19 protein-coding genes are annotated in these 22,668 nt (G+C 72.6%); 17 read left to right on the top strand and 2 right to left on the bottom strand.

Translation table 11 applies throughout. The annotated features are described in order from the left end of the window. A complete protein-coding gene (gene nusB / locus ABZX40_RS00490; protein WP_355733127.1) occupies nucleotides 1-435 on the top strand; it encodes a transcription antitermination factor NusB in 435 nt (144 codons plus the stop codon). 264 nt (nucleotides 436-699) lie between these two features. On the opposite strand, the gene bldD is transcribed toward nusB, so the two are convergent. Then, nucleotides 700-1,203, bottom strand: a complete 504-nt coding sequence (gene bldD, locus ABZX40_RS00485) for a transcriptional regulator BldD (RefSeq protein WP_355733130.1) — start codon at nucleotides 1,201-1,203, stop codon at nucleotides 700-702. Between the two features lie 297 nt (nucleotides 1,204-1,500). On the opposite strand from bldD, the gene pyrR reads away from it, so the two are divergent. From pyrR to ABZX40_RS00415, 14 genes are all read left to right on the top strand, one after another. Further along, nucleotides 1,501-2,106: a bifunctional pyr operon transcriptional regulator/uracil phosphoribosyltransferase PyrR gene (pyrR, locus tag ABZX40_RS00480; protein WP_355733133.1), complete on the top strand. Its 606-nt coding sequence runs from the start codon at nucleotides 1,501-1,503 to the stop codon at nucleotides 2,104-2,106. 138 nt (nucleotides 2,107-2,244) lie between these two features. Beyond that, nucleotides 2,245-3,234, top strand: coding sequence for an aspartate carbamoyltransferase catalytic subunit (locus tag ABZX40_RS00475; protein ID WP_355733136.1), 990 nt, complete (start codon nucleotides 2,245-2,247; stop codon nucleotides 3,232-3,234). A gap of 5 nt (nucleotides 3,235-3,239) precedes the next feature. After that, nucleotides 3,240-4,529: a dihydroorotase gene (locus ABZX40_RS00470; RefSeq protein ID WP_355733138.1), complete on the top strand. Its 1,290-nt coding sequence runs from the start codon at nucleotides 3,240-3,242 to the stop codon at nucleotides 4,527-4,529. 5 nt (nucleotides 4,530-4,534) lie between these two features. After that, nucleotides 4,535-5,107, top strand: a complete 573-nt coding sequence (locus ABZX40_RS00465) for a hypothetical protein (RefSeq protein ID WP_355733342.1) — start codon at nucleotides 4,535-4,537, stop codon at nucleotides 5,105-5,107. Then, the gene (carA, locus tag ABZX40_RS00460; RefSeq protein WP_355733141.1) at nucleotides 5,104-6,258 is read left to right on the top strand and encodes a glutamine-hydrolyzing carbamoyl-phosphate synthase small subunit; all 1,155 of its coding nucleotides are present in this window, start codon (nucleotides 5,104-5,106) and stop codon (nucleotides 6,256-6,258) included. The genes ABZX40_RS00465 and carA overlap by 4 nt, the downstream gene beginning before the upstream one ends. Beyond that, the gene (carB, locus tag ABZX40_RS00455) at nucleotides 6,251-9,559 is read left to right on the top strand and encodes a carbamoyl-phosphate synthase large subunit (RefSeq protein ID WP_355733144.1); all 3,309 of its coding nucleotides are present in this window, start codon (nucleotides 6,251-6,253) and stop codon (nucleotides 9,557-9,559) included. Before carA ends, carB begins: the two co-directional genes overlap by 8 nt. A gap of 123 nt (nucleotides 9,560-9,682) precedes the next feature. Further along, entirely contained in the window at nucleotides 9,683-10,789 is a 1,107-nt protein-coding gene (locus ABZX40_RS00450; RefSeq protein WP_355733146.1) for a quinone-dependent dihydroorotate dehydrogenase, read from the top strand. Continuing rightward, complete coding sequence (gene pyrF, locus ABZX40_RS00445) at nucleotides 10,786-11,655, top strand: orotidine-5'-phosphate decarboxylase (RefSeq protein WP_355733148.1); 870 nt, start codon at nucleotides 10,786-10,788, stop codon at nucleotides 11,653-11,655. Before ABZX40_RS00450 ends, pyrF begins: the two co-directional genes overlap by 4 nt. Before the next feature lie 288 nt (nucleotides 11,656-11,943). Next, nucleotides 11,944-12,267: an integration host factor gene (locus tag ABZX40_RS00440; protein WP_003977346.1), complete on the top strand. Its 324-nt coding sequence runs from the start codon at nucleotides 11,944-11,946 to the stop codon at nucleotides 12,265-12,267. A 37-nt stretch (nucleotides 12,268-12,304) separates the two neighbouring features. Further along, nucleotides 12,305-12,898, top strand: a complete 594-nt coding sequence (gene gmk, locus ABZX40_RS00435; RefSeq protein WP_355733150.1) for a guanylate kinase — start codon at nucleotides 12,305-12,307, stop codon at nucleotides 12,896-12,898. A gap of 96 nt (nucleotides 12,899-12,994) precedes the next feature. Continuing rightward, nucleotides 12,995-13,267 (top strand): DNA-directed RNA polymerase subunit omega, encoded by a 273-nt coding sequence (rpoZ, locus tag ABZX40_RS00430; RefSeq protein WP_018570191.1) that lies wholly within the window; start codon nucleotides 12,995-12,997, stop codon nucleotides 13,265-13,267. A gap of 109 nt (nucleotides 13,268-13,376) precedes the next feature. Then, a complete protein-coding gene (coaBC, locus tag ABZX40_RS00425; protein ID WP_355733345.1) occupies nucleotides 13,377-14,579 on the top strand; it encodes a bifunctional phosphopantothenoylcysteine decarboxylase/phosphopantothenate--cysteine ligase CoaBC in 1,203 nt (400 codons plus the stop codon). A gap of 241 nt (nucleotides 14,580-14,820) precedes the next feature. Then, nucleotides 14,821-16,044, top strand: coding sequence for a methionine adenosyltransferase (gene metK, locus ABZX40_RS00420; RefSeq protein ID WP_355733152.1), 1,224 nt, complete (start codon nucleotides 14,821-14,823; stop codon nucleotides 16,042-16,044). Between the two features lie 438 nt (nucleotides 16,045-16,482). Beyond that, nucleotides 16,483-18,669: a primosomal protein N' gene (locus ABZX40_RS00415; RefSeq protein WP_355733154.1), complete on the top strand. Its 2,187-nt coding sequence runs from the start codon at nucleotides 16,483-16,485 to the stop codon at nucleotides 18,667-18,669. 195 nt (nucleotides 18,670-18,864) lie between these two features. Here ABZX40_RS00415 and ABZX40_RS00410 read toward each other — a convergent pair whose 3' ends face one another. Next, nucleotides 18,865-19,398, bottom strand: a complete 534-nt coding sequence (locus ABZX40_RS00410; protein WP_355733157.1) for a hypothetical protein — start codon at nucleotides 19,396-19,398, stop codon at nucleotides 18,865-18,867. 708 nt (nucleotides 19,399-20,106) lie between these two features. On the opposite strand from ABZX40_RS00410, the gene fmt reads away from it, so the two are divergent. Next, entirely contained in the window at nucleotides 20,107-21,039 is a 933-nt protein-coding gene (fmt, locus tag ABZX40_RS00405; RefSeq protein WP_355733159.1) for a methionyl-tRNA formyltransferase, read from the top strand. A 111-nt stretch (nucleotides 21,040-21,150) separates the two neighbouring features. Continuing rightward, on the top strand, nucleotides 21,151-22,569 hold the full coding sequence (locus tag ABZX40_RS00400) for a transcription antitermination factor NusB (RefSeq protein ID WP_355733161.1): 1,419 nt from the start codon (nucleotides 21,151-21,153) through the stop codon (nucleotides 22,567-22,569). Nucleotides 22,570-22,668: the final 99 nt, after the last annotated feature.

The following is a 22,668-nucleotide window of genomic DNA, read 5'->3' as shown; positions in this document are numbered from 1 at the left end:
GTGGCTGCCCGCAACACGGCCCGCAAGCGCGCCTTCCAGATCCTCTTCGAGGGTGACCAGCGCGGTGCCGATGTCCTGACGGTCCTCGCGGACTGGATCCGGCATTCCCGGACCGACCCGCGGCAGCCGCCCGTCAGCGAGTACACCATGGAGCTGGTCGAGGGCTACGCGGTGCACGCCCCGCGGATCGACGAGCTGATCTCCCAGTACGCCGTCGGCTGGACGCTGGACCGGATGCCGGTCGTGGACCGCAACATCCTGCGTCTGGGCGCGTACGAGCTGATCTGGGCCGATGCCACGCCGGACGCGGTGGTGCTGGACGAGATGGTGCAGTTGGCGAAGGAGTTCTCCACGGACGACTCGCCGGCCTTCGTGAACGGGCTGCTCGGCCGTCTGAAGGAACTGAAGCCCTCACTCCGCCGCGAAGGCGCCTAGCCGCCCGGCCCGCATGTCCGCCCGTCCCGGCCCGGCCGGTGCGGGCCGCCTGCGGGCCGTTCGCGCGGTTCGGGCCGCTTCCCGCGGCCCAGGTGCGCAGGTACCGCAGAAGGGCCCCCAGCGTGACGCTGGGGGCCCTTCTGGTGCCCGTAGGAGGGCGGCTGCCGCCCGGAAACCGCCCGGAAACATGGCGACGGCACGTTTCTGCTGGGGCGGGAGGGCTGTGCAGGAGCGGTGGGGCGGGAGGGGTGACCTGCGGAGCGGTCAGCTCTCCTCGACGTGGGAGACCGCGCGGCGCGCGTCCGCGTCCAGTACGCCCCAGCTGATCAGCTGCTCGGTGAGGACCGAGGGGGACTGGTCGTAGATCACCGCGAGTGTGCGCAGATCGTCCTGGCGGATCGAGAGCACCTTGCCGTTGTAGTCACCGCGCTGGGACTGGATCGTCGCCGCGTAGCGCTGGAGGGGGCCCGCCTTCTCGGCGGGGACCGTGGCCAGCCGCTCCAGGTCGAGGACCAGCTTGGGCGGGGGCTCGGCGGCACCGCCCGGGGTGGTGCCCGGCAGCAGTTCCTGGACCGGAACGCCGTAGAAATCCGCCAGCTCGGCGAGGCGCTGCACGGTCACCGCGCGGTCGCCCCGCTCGTACGAACCGACCACCACGGCCTTCCAGCGGCCCTGGGACTTCTCCTCGACTCCGTGGAGGGAAAGGCCCTGCTGGGTGCGGATGGCCCGGAGCTTGGCCCCGAGCTGTTTGGCGTATTCGCTGGACATATAGCTCCCCGGCAATGGACGACGCGGTCGGCTCGGGTGCCGGGCCGCGCGGCTGGTAACTCACTGTGAGGTTACGCAGCGTTACTCTGCTGCGTCAAGCCGAATGGGCCGCACCGACTCTTCCGTGGTAGTGGCCGCCGATTGCGCCAAGCGGGTGATCCCGGGTCCGTCGGGAGGGTGATCCGGGGTGACTTCGGGGGGTGCCGGAGCGTTCTGGATGGCCTGCTACCGTGGACGGCGCAACCCCGACGTCCTTTAAGGTCCGTCCCGTGAGGCGGAGAAGGAGGTCCGTTTCGTATGGACACGCACGGCCAGCACGATCAGCTCCACCCCGACGCCCCGGCGTCCGCGCACAGGCCCGTTCTCGAAGGGCCGGACATCGCCCGGGTCCTGACCCGTATCGCCCATGAGATCGTCGAGCGCGCCAAGGGCGCCGACGACGTGGTGCTCCTCGGCATTCCGACCCGCGGCGTCCATCTCGCCCGCCGGCTCGCCGCCAAGCTCGAAGAGATCACCGAGCGCAAGGTTCCCTGCGGTTCGCTGGACATCACCATGTACCGCGACGACCTGCGTATGCACCCCCCGCGCGCGTTGGCCCGCACCGAGATCCCCGGTGACGGCATCGACGGCCGGCTGGTCGTCCTGGTCGACGACGTGCTGTTCTCCGGCCGCACCATCCGCGCCGCCCTCGACGCCCTGAACGACATCGGGCGCCCGCGCGCGGTGCAGCTCGCGGTGCTGGTCGACCGCGGCCACCGGGAACTGCCCATCCGCGCCGACTACGTCGGCAAGAACCTCCCCACGTCGCTGCGGGAGACGGTCAGGGTCCAGCTCGCCGAGGAGGACGGTCGCGACACCGTGCTGCTCGGCGTCAAGCGGACCGCCCCGGGCGAACAGCGGTAGCGGACGGCGGCGTACGGCACCCGGGACGGGCCGCCGTACGTCGGCTCCGGCACGTCCGCACCGCGGCTCGCCGCAGCCCACCCCGCCTCGCCCCGTCCGAATTCTCCTGATACTGAACTGCCTTACGGAGCCTGAAAGATGCAGCGTCATCTCATCTCGGCAGCCGATCTGACCCGCGACGACGCCGTGCTGATCCTCGACACCGCCGAGGAGATGGCCCGGGTCGCGGACCGGCCGATCAAGAAGCTGCCGACCCTGCGCGGCCGGACCGTCGTCAATCTCTTCTTCGAGGACTCGACCCGTACCCGGATCTCCTTCGAGGCCGCCGAGAAGCGGCTGTCGGCGGATGTCATCAACTTCACCGCCAAGGGGTCGAGCGTCTCCAAGGGCGAGTCCCTCAAGGACACCGCCCAGACCCTGGAGGCGATGGGCGTCGACGCCGTCGTCATCCGGCACGGCGCCTCGGGCGCCCCGTACCGGCTCGCCAACTCCGGCTGGATCGACGCGGCCGTGATCAACGCCGGGGACGGCACCCACCAGCACCCCACCCAGGCGCTGCTGGACGCCTTCACCATGCGGCGCCGGCTGGTCGGCCGCGACGCCGGGATCGGCCAGGACCTCGCCGGGCGCCGCATCACCATCGTCGGCGACATCCTGCACAGCCGCGTCGCCCGCTCCAACGTCGATCTGCTGCACACCCTCGGCGCGCACGTCACCCTGGTCGCCCCGCCCACCCTGGTGCCGGTCGGCGTCGGGAACTGGCCCTGCGAGGTGGTGTACGACCTGGACGCGGCGCTGCCCAAGTCCGACGCGGTGATGATGCTGCGGGTGCAGCGCGAGCGGATGAACGCGGCCTTCTTCCCCACCGAGCGCGAGTACTCGCGCCGCTACGGGCTCGACGGCGACCGGATGGCGCGGATGCCCGAGCACGCCGTCGTGATGCACCCCGGGCCCATGGTCCGCGGGATGGAGATCACCGCCGAGGTCGCCGACTCGCCGCGCTGCACCGCCATCGAGCAGGTCGCAAACGGAGTGTCCATCCGGATGGCCGTGCTGTATCTGCTGCTCGGGGGCAACGAGCCCGCCGTCACCCCCGCCCGTACCGCCCCCGCCGCTGAGGAGAAGTGACAGACATGAGCAAGATCCTGATCCGTGGTGCGAAGGTGCTCGGCGGCGAGCCCCAGGACGTGCTGATCGACGGCGGGACCATCGCGGCCGTCGGCGCCTCACTGCCGGCCCAGGGCGCCGACGAGGTCGTGGAGGCGGGCGGCAAGGTGCTGCTGCCGGGCCTGGTCGATCTGCACACCCATCTGCGCGAGCCGGGCCGCGAGGACTCCGAGACCGTGCTCACCGGCACCCGCGCGGCGGCCTCCGGGGGCTTCACCGCCGTCTTCGCCATGGCCAACACCTTCCCGGTCGCCGACACCGCCGGAGTGGTCGAGCAGGTCTACCGGCTCGGCCGGGAGCACGGCTACTGCGATGTCCAGCCGATCGGCGCGGTCACCGTCGGCCTGGAGGGCAGGAAGCTCGCCGAGCTGGGCGCCATGCACGAGTCGGCCGCCGGGGTCACCGTCTTCTCCGACGACGGCAAGTGCGTCGACGACGCCGTGATCATGCGCCGCGCCCTGGAGTACGTGAAGGCGTTCGGCGGGGTCGTCGCCCAGCACGCGCAGGAGCCGCGGCTGACCGAGGGCGCCCAGATGAACGAGGGGATCGTCTCCGCCGAGCTGGGGCTCGGGGGCTGGCCCGCGGTGGCCGAGGAATCGATCATCGCCCGGGACGTTCTGCTCGCCGAGCATGTCGGCTCCCGCGTCCACATCTGCCACCTCTCCACCGCCGGGTCGGTGGAGATCGTCCGCTGGGCCAAGTCCCGCGGCATCGACGTGACCGCCGAGGTCACCCCGCACCATCTGCTGCTCACCGACGAACTGGTCCGCACCTACAACCCGGTCTACAAGGTCAACCCGCCGCTGCGCACCGAGCGGGACGTCCACGCCCTGCGCGCCGCCCTCGCCGACGGCACCATCGACATCGTCGCCACCGACCACGCCCCGCACCCGCACGAGGACAAGGACTGCGAGTGGGCCGCCGCCGCCATGGGGATGGTGGGCCTGGAGACCGCGTTGTCAGTGGTGCAGGAGACCATGGTGGACACGGGCCTGCTGGACTGGGCCGGCGTCGCCGACCGGATGTCCGCCGGGCCCGCGCAGATCGGACAGGCCACCGGACACGGCCGCCCCGTCTCGGCTGGTGAGCCCGCCAACCTCACCCTCGTCGACACGGAATACCGTGGCCGGGTGGACCCCGCGGGCTTCGCCTCGCGCAGCCGCAACACGCCCTACCAGGGGCGTGAGCTGCCGGGCCGTGTCACCCACACCTGGCTCCGGGGCAAGGCGACGCTCGTCGACGGGAAGCTCACGTGACAACTCTGCAAGCACTGGCCACCGACCCGTACACGCTGGCCGCCGGCCGGCAATCGGCCGAGGTGACCGACTGGGCCGCCCGGGTGGGCTGGATCGTGGGCCTCGCCCTGTTCGTGGCGCTGGTGTACTGGCTGATGCGCGAGGGCTGGAAGTGGCGCGGCACCCTCCAGGGCGACCTGCCCGAGCTGCCCACCACCCCGGACGATCCCGGCCCGGCGACCCTGACCCTGACCGGCCGCTACCACGGCTCCACCACCGCGGGCCAGTGGCTCGACCGGATCGTCGCCCGGGGCCTGGGCTCGCGCAGCCGCGCCGAGCTGACCCTCACCGACGCCGGACTGGACGTCGTGCGCCCCGGCGCGGACGACTTCTTCGTGCCCCTCGGACAGCTCCGGGAGGCCCGGCTCGACAAGGGCATCGCGGGGAAGGTGCTCACCGAGGGCGGACTGCTGATCGTCACCTGGGAGCACGGCGAGCGGCTGATCGACTCCGGGTTCCGCTCGGACCGGGCGGCCGAGCACGGCGAGTGGGTCACCACCCTGAACGCAATGATCAAGAAGACGGAAGGCGCACGATGACAACCTCCACCAGGGGAGCCGCCAGGGTTCCCGCCGTACTCGTCCTGGAGGACGGCCGGATCTTCCGCGGCCGTGCCTACGGGGCCGTGGGGGTGACCTTCGGCGAGGCCGTCTTCTCCACCGGTATGACCGGCTACCAGGAGACCCTGACCGACCCGTCCTACCACCGCCAGGTCGTCGTCATGACCGCCCCGCACGTCGGCAACACCGGGATCAACGACGAGGACCCCGAGTCCCGCCGTATCTGGGTCTCCGGGTACGTGGTCCGCGACCCCGCGCGCGTGCCGTCGAACTGGCGCTCGCGGCGCTCCCTGGACGAGGAGCTGACCGCCCAGGGCGTCGTCGGGATCTCCGGCATCGACACCCGCGCGCTGACCCGGCATCTGCGCGAGCGCGGCGCCATGCGCGTCGGGATCTTCTCCGGCAACGCCCTGCCCGACGAGGGCACCATGCTCGCCGAGGTCCGCCAGGCCCCCGAGATGACCGGCGCCGACCTCGCCGCCGAGGTCGCCACCACCGAGCCGTACATCGTCCCCGCGATCGGCGAGAAGCGATTCACCGTCGCCGCGATCGACCTCGGCATCAAGGGCATGACCCCGCACCGGATGGCCGAGCGCGGCATCGAGGTGCACGTCCTGCCCGCCACCGCCACCGCGGAGGACGTGTACGCGGTCCGGCCCGACGGCGTGTTCTTCTCCAACGGCCCCGGCGACCCCGCCACCGCCGACCACGCCGTCTCGGTGATGCGGTCCGTCCTGGAGCGGGGCACCCCGCTGTTCGGCATCTGCTTCGGCAACCAGATCCTGGGCCGCGCCCTCGGCTTCGGCACCTACAAGCTGAAGTACGGCCACCGCGGCATCAACCAGCCGGTCCAGGACCGCACCACCGGCAAGGTCGAGGTCACCGCGCACAACCACGGCTTCGCCGTCGACGCCCCCCTGGACCGGATCTCCGAGACCCCCTACGGCCGCGCCGAGGTCTCCCACGTCTGCCTCAACGACGACGTGGTGGAGGGCCTGCGCCTGCTCGACCGCCCGGCCTTCAGCGTCCAGTACCACCCCGAGGCGGCGGCCGGCCCGCACGACGCCGCCTATCTGTTCGACCGCTTCACATCGTTGATGAGCACAGCTCTGGAGGGCCAGCGTGCCTAAGCGCACCGATATCCAGTCCGTCCTGGTCATCGGCTCCGGCCCGATCGTCATCGGCCAGGCCGCCGAGTTCGACTACTCCGGCACCCAGGCGTGCCGGGTCCTCAAGGCCGAGGGCCTCAGGGTCGTCCTGGTCAACTCCAACCCGGCGACGATCATGACCGACCCGGAGATCGCCGACGCCACCTATGTCGAGCCGATCACCCCCGAGTTCGTCGAGAAGATCATCGCCAAGGAGCGCCCCGACGCCCTGCTGCCCACCCTGGGCGGCCAGACGGCCCTGAACACCGCCATCTCGCTGCACGACAACGGCGTCCTCACCAAGTACGGCGTCGAGCTGATCGGCGCCAACGTCGAGGCGATCCACAAGGGCGAGGACCGCGACCAGTTCAAGCTGGTCGTGGAGGCGGTGAACGCCAAGATCGGGCACGGCGAGTCCGCCCGCTCGGTGATCTGCCACTCCATGGACGATGTCCTCGCGGGCGTGGACACCCTCGGCGGCTACCCGGTCGTCGTCCGCCCGTCCTTCACCATGGGCGGCGCCGGCTCCGGCTTCGCCCACGACGAGGACGAACTGCGCCGGATCGCCGGCCAGGGCCTCACCCTCTCGCCGACCACCGAGGTGCTCCTGGAGGAGTCCATCCTCGGCTGGAAGGAGTACGAGCTGGAGCTGATGCGCGACAAGCACGACAACGTGGTGGTCGTCTGCTCCATCGAGAACTTCGACCCCATGGGCGTGCACACCGGCGACTCCATCACCGTCGCCCCCGCCATGACCCTCACCGACCGCGAGTACCAGATCCTGCGGGACATCGGCATCGCCGTGATCCGCGAGGTCGGCGTCGACACCGGCGGCTGCAACATCCAGTTCGCGGTGGACCCCGAGGACGGCCGGGTCATCGTCATCGAGATGAACCCGCGCGTGTCGCGGTCCTCGGCGCTCGCCTCCAAGGCCACCGGCTTCCCCATCGCGAAGATCGCCGCGAAGCTCGCCGTCGGCTACACCCTGGACGAGATCCCCAACGACATCACCCGGGAGACCCCGGCCTCCTTCGAGCCCACGCTCGACTACGTCGTCGTCAAGGCCCCCCGGTTCGCCTTCGAGAAGTTCCCGAGCGCCGACTCCACGCTGACCACCACCATGAAGTCGGTCGGCGAGGCCATGGCCATCGGCCGCAACTTCACCGAGGCGTTCCAGAAGGCGCTGCGCTCCCTGGAGAAGAAGGGCAGCCAGTTCGCCTTCACCGGCCCGACCGGCGACAAGGCGGCCCTCCTCGCGGAGTCCGTGAAGCCCACCGACGGCCGGATCAACACCGTCATGGCGGCCATCCGCGCGGGCGCCACGCCGGAGGAGGTCTTCGAGGCCACCCGGATCGACCCCTGGTTCGTGGACCAGCTGTTCCTGATCAAGGAGATCGCCGACGAACTGGCGGGCGCACCCGAGCTGACCGCCGACCTGCTCGCCGAGGCCAAGCGGCACGGCTTCTCCGACCAGCAGATCGGCGAGATCCGCGGCCTGCGCGAGGACGTCGTCCGCGAGGTACGGCACGCGCTGGGCATCCGCCCGGTCTACAAGACGGTCGACACCTGCGCCGCCGAGTTCGCCGCCCGCACCCCGTACTTCTACTCCTCCTACGACGAGGAGAGCGAGGTCGCGGCCCGCGAGAAGCCCGCCGTGATCATCCTCGGCTCCGGCCCCAACCGCATCGGCCAGGGCATCGAGTTCGACTACTCCTGCGTCCACGCCTCCTTCGCGCTCAGCGACGCCGGGTACGAGACGGTGATGGTCAACTGCAACCCGGAGACCGTCTCCACCGACTACGACACCTCCGACCGGCTCTACTTCGAGCCGCTCACCCTGGAGGACGTCCTGGAGATCGTCCACGCGGAGGCCCAGGCCGGGCCCATCGCGGGCGTGATCGTCCAGCTCGGCGGGCAGACCCCGCTGGGCCTGTCCCAGGCGCTCAAGGACAACGGCGTACCGATCGTCGGTACCCCTCCCGAGGCCATCCACGCCGCCGAGGACCGGGGCGCCTTCGGCCAGGTCCTCGCCGAGGCCGGTCTCCCCGCCCCCAAGCACGGCACGGCCACCACCTTCGCCGCCGCCAAGGCCATCGCCGACGAGATCGGCTACCCGGTCCTGGTCCGCCCCTCCTACGTGCTCGGCGGACGCGGCATGGAGATCGTCTACGACGAGACCCGGCTGGAGTCCTACATCGCCGAGTCCACCGAGATCAGCCCCTCCCGGCCGGTCCTCGTGGACCGCTTCCTGGACGACGCCATCGAGATCGACGTCGACGCCCTCTACGACGGCGAGGAGCTGTACCTCGGCGGGGTCATGGAGCACATCGAGGAAGCCGGTATCCACTCCGGCGACTCCGCGTGCGCCCTGCCCCCGATCACCCTGGGCGGCTTCGACATCAAGCGGCTGCGCGCCTCCACCGAGGCCATCGCGCGCGGGGTGGGCGTCCGGGGCCTGATCAACATCCAGTTCGCCCTGGCCGGGGACATCCTCTACGTCCTGGAGGCCAACCCGCGCGCGTCCCGCACGGTCCCCTTCACCTCCAAGGCGACCGCCGTACCGCTGGCCAAGGCCGCCGCCCGGATCTCGCTGGGCGCCACCGTCGCCGAACTGCGCGCCGAGGGCCTGCTCCCGGCCACCGGGGACGGCGGCGAACTGCCGCTGGACGCGCCGATCTCCGTCAAGGAGGCCGTCATGCCCTGGTCCCGCTTCCGGGACATCCACGGCCGCGGGGTCGACACGGTCCTCGGCCCGGAGATGCGCTCCACCGGCGAGGTCATGGGCATCGACTCGGTCTTCGGCACGGCCTACGCCAAGTCCCAGGCCGGTGCCTACGGCCCGCTGCCCACCAAGGGCCGCGCCTTCATCTCGGTCGCCAACCGCGACAAGCGCTCGATGATCTTCCCGGCCCGCGAGCTGGTCGCCCACGGCTTCGAGCTGCTGGCCACCTCCGGCACCGCCGAGGTCCTCAAGCGCAACGGCATCCACGCCACGGTCGTCCGCAAGCAGTCCGAGGGCCCCGGCCCGGACGGCGAACGGACCATCGTCCAGCTCATCCACGACGGCGAGGTCGACCTCATCGTCAACACCCCCTACGGCACCGGCGGCCGGCTGGACGGCTACGAGATCCGCACCGCGGCCGTCGCCCGCTCCGTGCCCTGCCTGACCACCGTGCAGGCCCTCGCCGCCGCCGTGCAGGGCATCGACGCGCTCCACGCGGGCGGGGTCGGGGTCCGCTCCCTCCAGGAACACGCCGAGCATCTGACCGCGGCCCGCGACTAGCGAGCCCCAGGGGGGACACCGGAAACGGTGTCCCCCTCTTGCTGAGGCCCGTCCCGCCGAGACCCCGTCCCCTCGCCCCCGGCTCCCTGGCTCCCTGGTCCCGAAGGACACCGACACACCACCATGTACACGATCCTCTTCCACCTCCTCTTCCGCCGGATGGACCCCGAGCGGGCCCACCGACTGGCCTTCCGCTGGATCCGGCTCGCCGCCCGCGTCCCCGTGCTGCGCACCTTCGTCGCGGCGGCCCTGGCACCCCGGTACAGGGAACTGCGCACCGAGGCGCTCGGGCTGCGGATGCACGGCCCCTTCGGGCTCGCCGCCGGGTTCGACAAGAACGCCGTGGCCATCGACGGCATGGCCATGCTCGGCTTCGACCATGTCGAGATCGGCACGGTCACCGGCGAACCCCAGCCCGGCAACCCCAAGCGGCGGCTCTTCCGGCTGGTCGCCGACCGGGCCCTGATCAACCGCATGGGCTTCAACAACGACGGCTCGCTCGCCGTCGCCGCCCGCCTGGCCTCCCGGACGCCCGTCTTCCGGACGGTCGTCGGGGTGAACATCGGCAAGACCAAGGCGGTGCCCGAGGCCGAGGCGGCGGCCGACTATGTGAAGTCCGCCGAGCGGCTCGCCCCGTACGCCGACTATCTGGTGGTGAACGTCTCCTCGCCCAACACGCCCGGACTGCGCAGCCTCCAGGCCACCGAGGCGCTGCGCCCGCTGCTGACCGCCGTGCGCGGGGCCGCCGACCGCAGCGTGCCCGACCGCCGGGTCCCGCTGCTGGTCAAGATCGCGCCCGACCTCGCCGACGAGGATGTGGACGCGGTCGCCGACCTGGCCGTGGAACTCGGCCTGGACGGCATCATCGCCACCAACACCACCATCGCCCGCGAGGGCCTCGGACTGACCTCGCCGCCCGCCCTCACCGCCGAGACCGGCGGCCTGTCCGGCGCCCCGCTCAAGGCCCGCTCCCTGGAGGTGCTGCGCCGCCTCTACGCGCGCGTGGGCGACCGCATCACCCTGATCGGCGTCGGCGGCATCGAGAACGCCGAGGACGCCTGGCAGCGCATCCTGGCCGGCGCCACCCTCGTCCAGGGCTACAGCGCCTTCATCTACGAGGGCCCCTTCTACACCCGCGCCCTCCACAAGGGCCTGGCCGCCCGTCTGCGGTCCAGCCCTTACGCCACCCTCGCCGACGCGGTCGGCGCCGACGTGCGGAGCACCGTATGAGCAACGAGCCCTTCGGCGCCCGGCTGCGCCACGCCATGGACGAGCGCGGCCCGCTCTGCGTCGGCATCGACCCGCACGCCTCGCTGCTCGCCGAGTGGGGCCTGAACGACGACGTGGCAGGTCTGGAGCGATTCAGCCGTACGGTCGTCGAGGCCACCGCCGACCGGGTCGCCGTGCTCAAGCCGCAGAGCGCGTTCTTCGAGCGGTTCGGCTCGCGCGGGGTCGCCGTCCTGGAGCGGACGGTGGCCGACGCGCGCGCGGCGGGCGCCCTGGTGCTGATGGACGCCAAGCGCGGCGACATCGGCTCCACCATGGCCGCCTACGCGGAGACCTTCCTGCACAAGGACTCCCCGCTGTTCTCGGACGCGCTGACCGTCTCGCCGTTCCTCGGCTACGGCTCGCTGGCCCCGGCGGTGGCCCTCGCGCGCGAGAGCGGCTCGGGCCTGTTCGTGCTGGCGCTGACCTCCAACCCGGAGGGCGCCGAGGTGCAGCGCGCCCTGCGCGCGGACGGCCGGGACGTGGCCGCGACGATGCTGGCCCACCTGGCCGCCGAGAACGCCCCCGAGAACGCCGGGGAGAACGCCGGGCAGGAGCCGCTCGGCTCCTTCGGCGCGGTGGTCGGCGCGACCCTGGGCGATCTGTCCTCGTACGACCTCGCCATCGGGGGTCCGCTGCTCGCTCCGGGGATCGGGGCGCAGGGCGCGAGCGCGGCCGATCTGCCGCGGGTCTTCGGCGCGGCGGTGCGCGCGGTGGTGCCGAACGTCAGCCGCGGGGTGCTGCGGCACGGGCCGGACACGGGGGCCCTGCGGACGGCGGCGGAGCGGTTCGCGGAGGAGATCCGGGCGGCGCTGTCCGGCCCCGGATAAACGTCCGATGACTTCTCCAGAGGCATTTGAGGCTGGATACATTCTCAAATCCTGGACGATATGTCTGAAATATCCCGTCCTGACGGAGGCTGACCAGGACTTTTCCGCTGTTCTCGCTGACTCTGGCGGACTTGACCGCTAGTCTCCGACCAGTGGGGGCACCTCCCACGCCCTCCAGGCAGTGGGGGAGATCGGGCAGCGTGTTGCTCGTAGCTCCCCAGGTGTGGGGCGACTAGGTTCCCTTCACCGGTCCGTATCCGACAGTTCGACATCCGAGGTGACGTAGGCGTGGCTCTTCCGCCCCTTACCCCCGAACAGCGCGCAGCCGCGCTCGAAAAGGCCGCCGCGGCTCGCCGGGAGCGGGCCGAGGTCAAGAATCGACTCAAGCACTCCGGTGCCTCCTTGCACGAGGTCATCAAGCAGGGCCAGGAGAACGACGTCATCGGCAAGATGAAGGTCTCCGCTCTCCTGGAGTCGCTCCCCGGCGTGGGCAAGGTCCGCGCCAAGCAGATCATGGAGCGCCTCGGCATCTCCGAGAGCCGTCGTGTACGCGGCCTCGGCTCCAACCAGATCGCCTCGCTGGAGCGTGAGTTCGGCAGCACCGGCAGCTGAGTCCGGATCACTCCGGGTTTGCTGGAATAATCGCTGCATGGCTGCAACATTCCGGGGGACGACCCCCGAGCCCCCGGACGTACGTCCGCGGCTGACCGTGCTCTCCGGCCCCTCCGGGGTCGGTAAGAGCACGGTCGTCGCTCATCTGCGCAAGGAACACCCCGAGGTCTGGCTCTCCGTGTCGGCGACGACCCGCAGACCGCGCCCCGGGGAGAAGCACGGGGTCCACTACTTCTTCGTCACCGACGAGGAGATGGACAAGCTGATCGCCAACGGCGAACTGCTGGAGTGGGCCGAATTCGCCGGGAACCGCTACGGCACCCCGCGTACCGCGGTGCACGAGCGGCTGGAGGCGGGCGAGCCCGTCCTGCTGGAGATCGACCTCCAGGGCGCCCGGCAGGTCCGTTCCTCCATGCCGGAGGCCCAGCTGGTGTTCCTGGCTCCGCCGAGCTGGGAGGAGCTGGTGCGCCGGCTCACCGGGCGGGGCACCGAGCCGCCCGAGGTGATCGAGCGCCGGCTGGACGCCGCGAAGATCGAACTGGCGGCCGAGCCGGAGTTCGACACCACCCTGGTCAACACCTCCGTCGAGGATGTGGCGCGCGAGCTGCTAGCCTTGATGGATGTTGTGTGATCACGACGGTCTGATCGCGAACGTTTGATCACGACAGTTTGATCACGACAGCGTGATCGCACCCCTCATTTTTTCCCATCCATCGGAAGGTAGAGCGTGTCCTCTTCCATCTCCGCGCCCGAGGGCATCATCAACCCGCCGATCGACGAGCTGCTTGAGGCGACCGACTCCAAGTACAGCCTCGTGATCTACGCGGCCAAGCGTGCCCGCCAGATCAACGCGTACTACTCGCAGCTCGGCGAGGGTCTCCTTGAGTACGTCGGTCCCCTCGTGGACACCCACGTCCACGAGAAGCCCCTGTCGATCGCGCTGCGCGAGATCAACGCGGGACTGCTGACGTCCGAGGCCATCGACGGCCCGGCGCAGTAGTATTTTCTGCTTGCGGCAGACTTTTCCACAGGCCCGGCGACCCATCGCCGGGCCTGTGGTGTGTCATAGAACATGAACGTGATCGCGAGCCAGGGGAGTGGCAGTGACGGTGGACAAGCCGAAGGTCGTGCTGGGCGTCAGTGGGGGCATCGCCGCCTACAAGGCGTGCGAGCTGCTGCGCCGACTGACCGAGTCCGGACATGACGTCCGGGTGGTGCCCACGGAGTCGTCGCTGCACTTCGTGGGCGCCGCCACCTGGTCGGCCCTCTCCGGCCACCCCGTCGCCACCGAGGTCTGGGCCGACGTCCACGAGGTGCCGCACGTCCGGATCGGCCAGGGCGCCGACCTCGTCGTGGTCGCCCCCGCCACCGCCGACCTGCTCGCCAGGGCCGCCCACGGCCTCGCCGACGACCTGCTCACCAACACCCTGCTCACCGCCCGCTGCCCGGTCGTCTTCGCACCCGCGATGCACACCGAGATGTGGGAACACCCGGCCACCCAGGAGAATGTGGCGACCCTGCGCCGCCGGGGAGCCGTGGTCATCGAACCCGCCGTCGGCCGTCTCACCGGCGTCGACACCGGCAAGGGCCGGCTGCCCGACCCCGCCGAGATCTTCGAGGTCTGCCGCCGGGTCCTCGCCCGGGGGGTCCGCGAGCCCGATCTCGCCGGGCGCCATCTGGTGATCAGCGCCGGAGGCACCCGGGAGCCGCTCGACCCGGTCCGCTTCCTCGGCAACCGCTCCTCCGGCAAGCAGGGCTACGCCCTGGCCCGCACCGCCGCCGCCCGGGGCGCCAGGGTCACCCTGATCGCCGCCAACGCCGCACTGCCCGACCCGGCCGGGGTGGACCTGGTCCGGGTCGGCACCGCCGTACAGCTGCGCGAGGCCGTGCTCAAGGCCGCCGCCGACGCCGACGCGGTCGTCATGGCCGCCGCCGTCGCCGACTTCCGCCCCGCCGCCTACGCCGCCGGGAAGATCAAGAAGCGCGACGACCACGAACCCGACCCCATCGCGCTGGTGCGGAATCCGGACATCCTCGCGGAGGTGTCCGCCGATCGGGCCCGGCCCGGACAGGTGATCGTGGGCTTCGCCGCCGAGACCGACGACGTGCTCGCCAACGGTCGCGCCAAGCTGGCCCGAAAGGGCTGCGATCTGCTGGTCGTGAACGAGGTGGGGGAGCGCAGGACCTTCGGCTCCGAGGAGAACGAGGCCGTTGTCCTGGGCGCCGACGGCACCGAGACCCCCGTGCCGTATGGCCCGAAAGAGGCGCTGGCCGAAACGGTGTGGGACCTGGTGGCCGCGAGACTGTCCTGACCTGGTGCAGCGCGCCTCGCGGGGAACTCGAACCCGGCACATTGGGGCGTGGCGGCCCTGGCCAATGCCGCCCGGCATTGGGCAGAATGCCCGTGCCGCAGGTCACAGCCCTCCCGAGAGGCGAGACAACTGGGCCGGATGCGGAGCGCGACCGATAAACTGTTCTCGGACGAGGCCGGGCGCAGCCCCCGACCCGTCCGCCCATGATCAGCCAGCAGCCGCTGCAACCACAGGGAGCGTTGTGTCCCGTCGCCTGTTCACCTCGGAGTCCGTGACCGAGGGTCACCCCGACAAGATCGCTGACCAGATCAGCGACACCATTCTCGACGCCCTGCTCCGCGAGGACCCCACGTCCCGCGTCGCCGTCGAGACGCTGATCACGACCGGTCTGGTGCATGTGGCCGGTGAGGTCACCACCAAGGCGTACGCGCCGATCCCGCAGCTGGTGCGGGAGAAGATCCTGGAGATCGGCTACGACTCCTCCAAGAAGGGCTTCGACGGCGCATCCTGCGGCGTCTCCGTGTCCATCGGCGCCCAGTCGCCGGACATCGCGCAGGGCGTCGACACGGCCTACGAGTCCCGGGTCGAGGGTGCCTCCCAGCGGGACGAGGGGGACGAGCTGGACAAGCAGGGCGCGGGCGACCAGGGCCTGATGTTCGGCTACGCCTCCGATGAGACGCCGACGCTGATGCCGCTGCCGATCTTCCTCGCGCACCGGCTCTCCAACCGGCTCTCCGAGGTCCGCAAGAACGGCACGATCCCCTACCTGCGCCCGGACGGCAAGACGCAGGTCACCATCGAGTACGACGGCGACAAGGCGGTCCGCCTGGACACCGTCGTCGTCTCCTCGCAGCACGCCTCCGACATCGACCTGGAGTCGCTGCTCGCCCCCGACATCCGCGAGTTCGTGGTGGAGCCGGAGCTGAAGGCGCTGCTGGACGAGGGCATCAAGCTGGACACCGAGGGCTACCGGCTGCTGGTCAACCCGACCGGCCGCTTCGAGATCGGCGGCCCGATGGGCGACGCCGGGCTCACCGGCCGGAAGATCATCATCGACACCTACGGCGGTATGGCCCGCCACGGTGGCGGTGCCTTCTCCGGCAAGGACCCGTCCAAGGTCGACCGGTCCGCCGCGTACGCCATGCGCTGGGTCGCCAAGAACGTGGTGGCGGCGGGGCTCGCCTCGCGCTGCGAGGTCCAGGTCGCCTACGCGATCGGCAAGGCCGAGCCGGTGGGTCTGTTCGTGGAGACCTTCGGCACCCACAAGGTCGAGCCGGAGAAGATCGAGAAGGCCATCGACGAGGTCTTCGACCTCCGCCCGGCCGCGATCATCCGCGACCTGGACCTGCTGCGCCCGATCTACGCCCAGACCGCGGCGTACGGCCACTTCGGCCGTGAGCTGCCGGAGTTCACCTGGGAGCGGACGGACCGGGTGGAGGCGCTGAGGACGGCGGCGGGGTTGTAGGCGGTTCCGTTCTCTTCTGTACGTACCGGGCCCGGCTCCCTTCGGGGGGCCGGGCTTTGGTGTGTTCGGGGGAGGGGGAGGGGGAGAAGAGGGGGCGGGGGTGGGGCTGGGGCTGGGGTGTTCAGGGGTGGGGAGCGGCGGGCGGTGTGAGGGGGCGTGGGTCCTGGGGGACGCTGGCGGATGCCGGGGGCGTGGCGTGGCGGGCTCTGGGGTGTTGTGATGCCGGGCTTCGGGTGCGCCGGGCGTTGGGGCCGGGGGATGCGAGGTCTCATGGCGAGCAGGGCAGGGCAGGGCGAGGGCAGCTGGCCGAGGGCGTGGCATGCCGGGCGGAGGGACGCGCGGCGCCGCGCGTCAGGTGGGCAAGGCCGCCGGGGGCCACCGTGGGGGTTCATGATCCGTCCGGCCGTGGTGTCAGTGGTGTTTGGTAAGAATGCAAGGGTGAGCAGTGAGAACGGGGCCGGGGTCGGTGGTGGGGCGGGGGTGCCGCCGCCGGAGCAGCTTGCGCTGATCCGGGAGAGTGTGCGGCAGGCGAAGACGCCCCGGGCCAAGCCGCGGACCTGGCGGGGGGCCGCGCTGGCGGAGGAGCTGCCGGTGGCGCGGGTGCTGGTGGACAAGGGCGTGCTGCACCTCGACCGGTACTTCGACTACGCCGTGCCCAAGGAACTGGATGCCGATGCGCAGCCGGGCGTGCGGGTGCGGGTGCGGTTCGGGGCCGGGCGGCACCGGGTGCGGGACGGGCGGCGTGAGGGCGGGGGGCTGATCGGCGGGTATCTCGTGGAGCGGCTCGCCGAGAGCGACTACTCGGGGCCGCTGGCCGCGCTCGCCCAGGTCGTCTCGCCCGAGCGGGTGCTCGACGGGGAGCTCCTCGGGCTGGCCCGGTCCGTCGCCGACCGGTACGCCGGGAGCCTCGCCGATGTGCTCCAGCTCGCCGTGCCGCCGCGCAACGCACGCGCCGAGGGGCGCCCGTCCCCCGATCCGCTGCCCCCGCCCCCGGTGCCGGACGCGGGCTCGTGGGCGCGGTACGAGAACGGGGCCGCGCTCATCGAGGCGCTCGCCACCAAGGGGGCGCCCCGGGCGGTGTGGAACGCCCTGCCGGGACCCGAGTGGAGCGAGGAGCTGGCCCGCGCCGTCGCCGCCACGCTCGCCTCGGGGCGCGGCGCGCTGGTCGTCGTACCCGATGGGCGGGCCGTCGCTCGGGTCGATGGCGCGCTGACCGCGCTGCTCGGGGAGGGGCGGCACGCGGTGCTCACCGCGGAGGCCGGGCCGGAGAAGCGGTATCGGCAGTGGCTGGCCGTGCGGCGGGGGTCGGTGCGGGCGGTGGTGGGAACCCGGGCCGCGATGTTCGCGCCGGTCCGGGACCTTGGGCTGGTCGCGATCTGGGACGACGGGGACGACAGCCACAGCGAACTGCACGCCCCACAGCCGCACGCGCGGGAGGTGCTGCTGCTGCGGGCCGCGCAGGACAGGTGCGCGTTTCTGCTCGGGAGCTGGAGCTGCACGGTGGAGGCGGCGCAGCTGGTGGAGAGTGGCTGGGCGCGGCCGGTCGTGGCGTCCAGGGAGCGGGTGCGGGGGGCCGCGCCGCTGGTGCGGACCGTGGGGGACGGGGACCTCGCGCGGGACGAGGCGGCACGGGCAGTGCGGCTGCCGACCCTCGCCTGGCAGGCGGTCCGGGACGGGCTGCGGCAGGGGCCGGTGCTGGTGCAGGTCCCCCGGCGGGGGTACGTCCCGAGGATGGCGTGCGCGCAGTGCCGGGCGCCCGCGCGCTGCCGGCACTGCTCCGGGCCGCTGGAGGGGCGGTCCGAAGGGGCGCTGGAGTGCGGCTGGTGCGGGCGCGGGGAGAGCGCCTGGCACTGCCCGGAGTGCGGGTCGTTCCGGTTGCGGGCCCAGGTCGTCGGGGCGCGGCGCACCGCCGAGGAACTGGGGCGGGCCTTTCCGGCGGTGCCGGTGCGCACATCCGGGCGGGAGCATGTGCTCGACACGGTGCCGGGGGCGCCCGCGCTGGTGGTGAGCACCCCGGGGGCCGAGCCGGTCGCCGAGGGCGGCTATGCCGCGGCGCTGCTGCTCGACGGGTGGGCGATGCTCGGGCGGCCCGATCTGCGCGCGGGTGAGGACGCGCTGCGGCGCTGGATCGCCGCCGCCGCCCTGGTCCGCTCCCAGCCCTCCGGCGGCACGGTCGTGATCGTCGCCGAGCCGACCCTGCGGCCCGTGCAGGCGCTGGTGCGCTGGGATCCGGTCGGCCACGCGGTACGGGAACTCGCCGAGCGGGCCGAGCTGGGGTTCCCGCCGGTCTCCCGGATGGCATCGGTGGCCGGGCCGCCCGAGGCGGTCGCGCAGTTCCTGGGGGCGGCCGAACTGCCGCCGGGCGCGGAGGTGCTGGGGCCGGTTCCGCTGCCGGTCACCCCGCCGGGGCGGCCCCGGCGGACCGGGGCGCCGCCGCCGGGCGAGTCCTGGGACCGGGCGCTGGTCCGGGTGCCGCCGGGCCGCGGCGCGGCCCTCGCCGCCGCGCTGAAGGCGGCCCAGGCGGCACGGATGGCCCGCGCGGGCGGCGGGGGAGGTGGGGGAGGAGGCGGAGGCGCCGAAGGGAGCCCGGTGCGGGTGCGGATCGATCCGCCGGACATCGGGTGACGGCCGTTGTGCGGCTGGTCGGGTCGGGGGACAGGGGCATCGGGTGACGGCTGCCCTGCGGTTGACCGGTGCTCGTGGACATCCGGTGACGGCCACGCCCTGCCGCCGACCGGGCCGGACGCAAAGGAACGCCCTCCCGGATCGGGCCGGGAGGGCGGGTGTGCGGGTGGGCGGAGGGGAGGAGAGGGGTGACGGTCAGCCGTTGCGGGGGCCCGGGAAGGCCGTGGGGCGTGGGTCGTCCCGCAGGACCGGGCTGCCCGCCGTCGGCTGGGTGGGCATCGCGCGGGCCGCGGGCACGGTCGGCAGGGCGCCCGGGACGTTGACCGCGCGGGCGCCCGACGGGTCCGTCGCCCGCTCCGCCTCGGCGGCGGCCTGCGTGGTGGCCCGGCGGGAGCCGTAGCGGCGGTGCACGGCCTGCTTGGTGACCCCGAGGGCGGAGCCCACCGCGTCCCAGGAGAAGCCGAGCGAACGGTCGAAGTCGACCGCGGCGGTGACCAGCGTCTCGACACTGTCCCGCAGCTCCTGGGCGAGCCGGACGGTCGGGGCGGGGGCACGTCCGTAGACGACGAAGCCCGTGGAGGGGCCGGAGCGGCGGGGGCGGTAGACGTTGCCCAGCTGGGCGGTGAGCGTGCGCAACGCGTCCACCTGCCGGCGGACCCGCTCGATGTCCCGCACCAGCAAGTGCAGGCTGGCCCGAGCCTGGGCGTCGTGGGTTGCGTGGTCGGCCATGAACAAGCCTCTCGAACCGGCGTTGAGGAGAAAGGATCGGGCCACGACAGCGGCCCGTGGGGTCAACTCTTTCTTGACCAACGCGTCTTCGCGCCGCGGGTCACGCTCCAGGGGCGTAAGGGCATATTCGTACGCCCCCGATGGCACCGCGTGCGCGGGCGGCGCCCCCCTGGACCGGGGCGAGGCTGTTCGGCGGTGTCCGGGGGCGAGGTCATGCGGCTGGGTAGGAGAGCCGTCGCTGTCGGGTCCCGGCGAGGGGCGTCCCGGCCGCGTGTCGTCTCCGGGGACGCGGCCTCGGCCGGCGGGCAGGGGAGGGGGCCGTGCCTGCGGCGGGGCTGGGCGCGGCTGGCCACCGCGCTCCGGCTTCCGGCCACCGCCCTCTGCCCTCTGCCCTCCGGCCACCGCCCTCCGGCCACCGCCCTCCGCGCTCCGGCCACCGCCCTCCGCTCTCCGGTCACCGCCCTCCGCTCTCCGGTCACCGCCCTCCGCCCTCCGGAGCCGCGCTCCCCGCTCGCCCCTGAGAACACCCCTCCGTCATGCCCCGGCCCTCAGGCCCTTCGGTTCCCCCGTGCCCCCCGCCACCCCCGCCACCCCGGCCCCCGCCCCTCCGGCGTGCCGCCCGGTCGCCCCATAGACTGGTGCGCTGCCCGCCCCTGAGACGGGGCGCGCGGTCGTGTTCGTTCTCGCCCGAGAGGCCCGATCCCACCCATGAAGCTGGTCTTCGCCGGTACCCCCGAAGTCGCCGTTCCCGCGCTGGACGCCCTGATCGCCTCCGGGCGGCACGAGGTGGCCGCCGTCGTCACGCGGCCCGACGCGCCCGCCGGGCGGGGCCGCAGGCTGGTCGCCTCTCCGGTGGCCGAGCGGGCGGAGGAGGCCGGTATCGAGGTGCTGAAGCCGGCCAAGCCGCGCGACGCCGACTTCCTGGAGCGGCTGCGGGCCATCGCCCCCGACTGCTGCCCCGTCGTCGCCTACGGCGCCCTGCTGCCGCGCGTCGCGCTCGACGTGCCCGCGCACGGCTGGGTCAATCTGCACTTCTCCCTGCTGCCCGCCTGGCGCGGCGCCGCCCCCGTGCAGCACTCCGTCATGGCGGGCGACGAGATCACCGGTGCCTCCACCTTCCTGATCGAGGAGGGGCTCGACTCCGGTCCGGTGTACGGCACGGTCACCGAGGCCGTCCGCCCCACCGACACCAGCGGCGACCTGCTCACCCGGCTCGCCTTCGCCGGGGCGGGGCTGCTGGCCGCGACCATGGACGGCATCGAGGACGACACCCTGACCGCCGTACCGCAGCCCGGTGACGGGGTCTCGCTCGCGCCGAAGATCACCGTCGAGGACGCCCACATCGACTGGGCGGCGCCCGCGCTGCGCGTGGACCGGGTGGTGCGGGGCTGTACGCCCGCGCCCGGCGCCTGGACCGTGTTCCGGGGCGAGCGGCTGAAGCTGATCCAGGTCGCGCTCGCGCCCGAGATCAAGGATCTCGAACCGGGGCGGCTCGCGGTCGGGAAGAACCATGTCCACGTCGGCACCGGGTCGCACGCCGTGGAACTGCTGTGGGTGCAGGCCCAGGGGAAGAAGCCGATGCGGGCGGCGGACTGGGCCCGCGGGGTGCGCGACGCCGACGGCCGTCTGCTGGGCGCGTAGACGGGCACGTGCGGGCGGGGGCGCGGGCGCGGCGTACCGCGACGTACGCTGAGTGGACACCGTATGCACCGATCAGGAACTGATCGACGGACATCTCCGGAGCACCTTTTCGTGAGCGACACCGCACGTCGGCCGGGCAAATCCGGCAAGCCCTACCGCCGTCCCAAGAAGGACCCCGTCCGCATCCTCGCCTTCGACGCGCTGCGCGCGGTGGACGAGCGGGACGCGTACGCCAACCTCGTCCTGCCGCCGCTGCTGCGCAAGGCGCGCGAGAAGGACGGCTTCGACGGGCGGGACGCGGCGCTGGCGACGGAGCTGGTGTACGGCACACTGCGGCGCCAGGGGACCTACGACGCGATCATCGCCGCCTGTGTCGACCGGCCGCTGCGCGAGGTGGACCCGCCGGTGCTGGATGTGCTCAGCCTCGGCGCGCACCAGCTCCTGGGCACCCGGATCCCCCCGCACGCGGCGGTGTCCGCGACCGTGGAGCTGGCCCGGGTGGTGCTCGGCGACGGCCGGGCCAAGTTCGTGAACGCCGTGCTCCGCAAGATCACCCAGCACGATCTGGACGGCTGGCTGGAGCGGGTCGCGCCGCCCTATGACGACGACCCCGAGGACCATCTCGCCGTCGTCCACTCCCACCCGCGCTGGGTGGTCTCGGCGCTGTGGGACTCGCTCGGCGGGGGCCGCGCCGGGATCGAGGAACTGCTCGCCGCCGACAATGAGCGGCCCGAGGTGACCCTGGTCGCCCGTCCCGGGCGGTCCACGACGGAGGAGCTGCTCGGTGAGGAGGCGGCCGTACCGGGGCGCTGGTCGCCGTACGCGGTACGGCTGGCCGAGGGCGGCGAGCCGGGTGCGGTGGACGCCGTGCGCGAGGGGCGGGCCGGGGTGCAGGACGAGGGCAGCCAGTTGGTCGCGCTGGCCCTCGCCAACGCGCCGCTGGAGGGTCCCGACCGGACCTGGCTGGACGGCTGTGCCGGACCCGGCGGCAAGGCCGCGCTGCTCGCCGCCGTGGCCGCCGGGCGGGGCGCGACGCTGCTGGCCGCCGAGCGGCAGCCGCACCGGGCGGGGCTGGTGGCCCGCGCGCTGCACGGCAACCCCGGCCCCTACCAGGTGATCACCGCCGACGGCACCCGTCCGCCGTGGCGGCCCGGCAGCTTCGACCGGGTCCTGATGGACGTGCCCTGCACCGGGCTCGGCGCCCTGCGCCGCCGCCCCGAGGCCCGCTGGCGGCGCCGCCCCGACGACCTCGACGGCTTCGCCCCCCTCCAGCGGGGTCTGCTGCGGACCGCCCTGGAGTCCGTGCGGGTCGGCGGTGTCGTCGGCTACGCCACCTGCTCCCCGCACCTCGCGGAGACCCGGGCGGTGGTCTCGGACCTCCTCAAGCAGTTCCCGAACGCCGATCTGATCGACGCCCGCCCCCTCCTCCCCGGCGTCCCCCACCTCGGCGAGGGCCCCGACCTCCAACTCTGGCCCCACCTCCACGGCACGGACGCCATGTACCTGGCCCTCCTCCGCCGCACAGCCTGAAACCCCCCCGGCACCCCCACGCCGCCAGGGGGCGCGGGGAACTGCGCGCTCAACCCCCACCGACCCGCACCCGCCCCGGCCCATCCCCGCGCACACCCT

Origin of the sequence: Streptomyces sp. NPDC004610, assembly GCF_040609715.1 — a bacterium.
Taxonomy (GTDB): Bacteria; Actinomycetota; Actinomycetes; order Streptomycetales; family Streptomycetaceae; genus Streptomyces.
Note: the sequence above shows the minus strand (reverse complement) of the source record. Positions and strands in the feature narration are given on the sequence as shown.

Coding starts and splice junctions, on each gene's coding strand:
- bldD (WP_355733130.1), bottom strand. CDS start 1,203: ATGTCCAGCGAATACGCCAAACAGCTCGGGGCCAAGCTCCGGGCCATC.
- pyrR (WP_355733133.1), top strand. CDS start 1,501: ATGGACACGCACGGCCAGCACGATCAGCTCCACCCCGACGCCCCGGCG.
- ABZX40_RS00475 (WP_355733136.1), top strand. CDS start 2,245: ATGCAGCGTCATCTCATCTCGGCAGCCGATCTGACCCGCGACGACGCC.
- ABZX40_RS00470 (WP_355733138.1), top strand. CDS start 3,240: ATGAGCAAGATCCTGATCCGTGGTGCGAAGGTGCTCGGCGGCGAGCCC.
- carA (WP_355733141.1), top strand. CDS start 5,104: ATGACAACCTCCACCAGGGGAGCCGCCAGGGTTCCCGCCGTACTCGTC.
- ABZX40_RS00450 (WP_355733146.1), top strand. CDS start 9,683: ATGTACACGATCCTCTTCCACCTCCTCTTCCGCCGGATGGACCCCGAG.
- pyrF (WP_355733148.1), top strand. CDS start 10,786: ATGAGCAACGAGCCCTTCGGCGCCCGGCTGCGCCACGCCATGGACGAG.
- gmk (WP_355733150.1), top strand. CDS start 12,305: ATGGCTGCAACATTCCGGGGGACGACCCCCGAGCCCCCGGACGTACGT.
- ABZX40_RS00410 (WP_355733157.1), bottom strand. CDS start 19,398: ATGGCCGACCACGCAACCCACGACGCCCAGGCTCGGGCCAGCCTGCAC.
- fmt (WP_355733159.1), top strand. CDS start 20,107: ATGAAGCTGGTCTTCGCCGGTACCCCCGAAGTCGCCGTTCCCGCGCTG.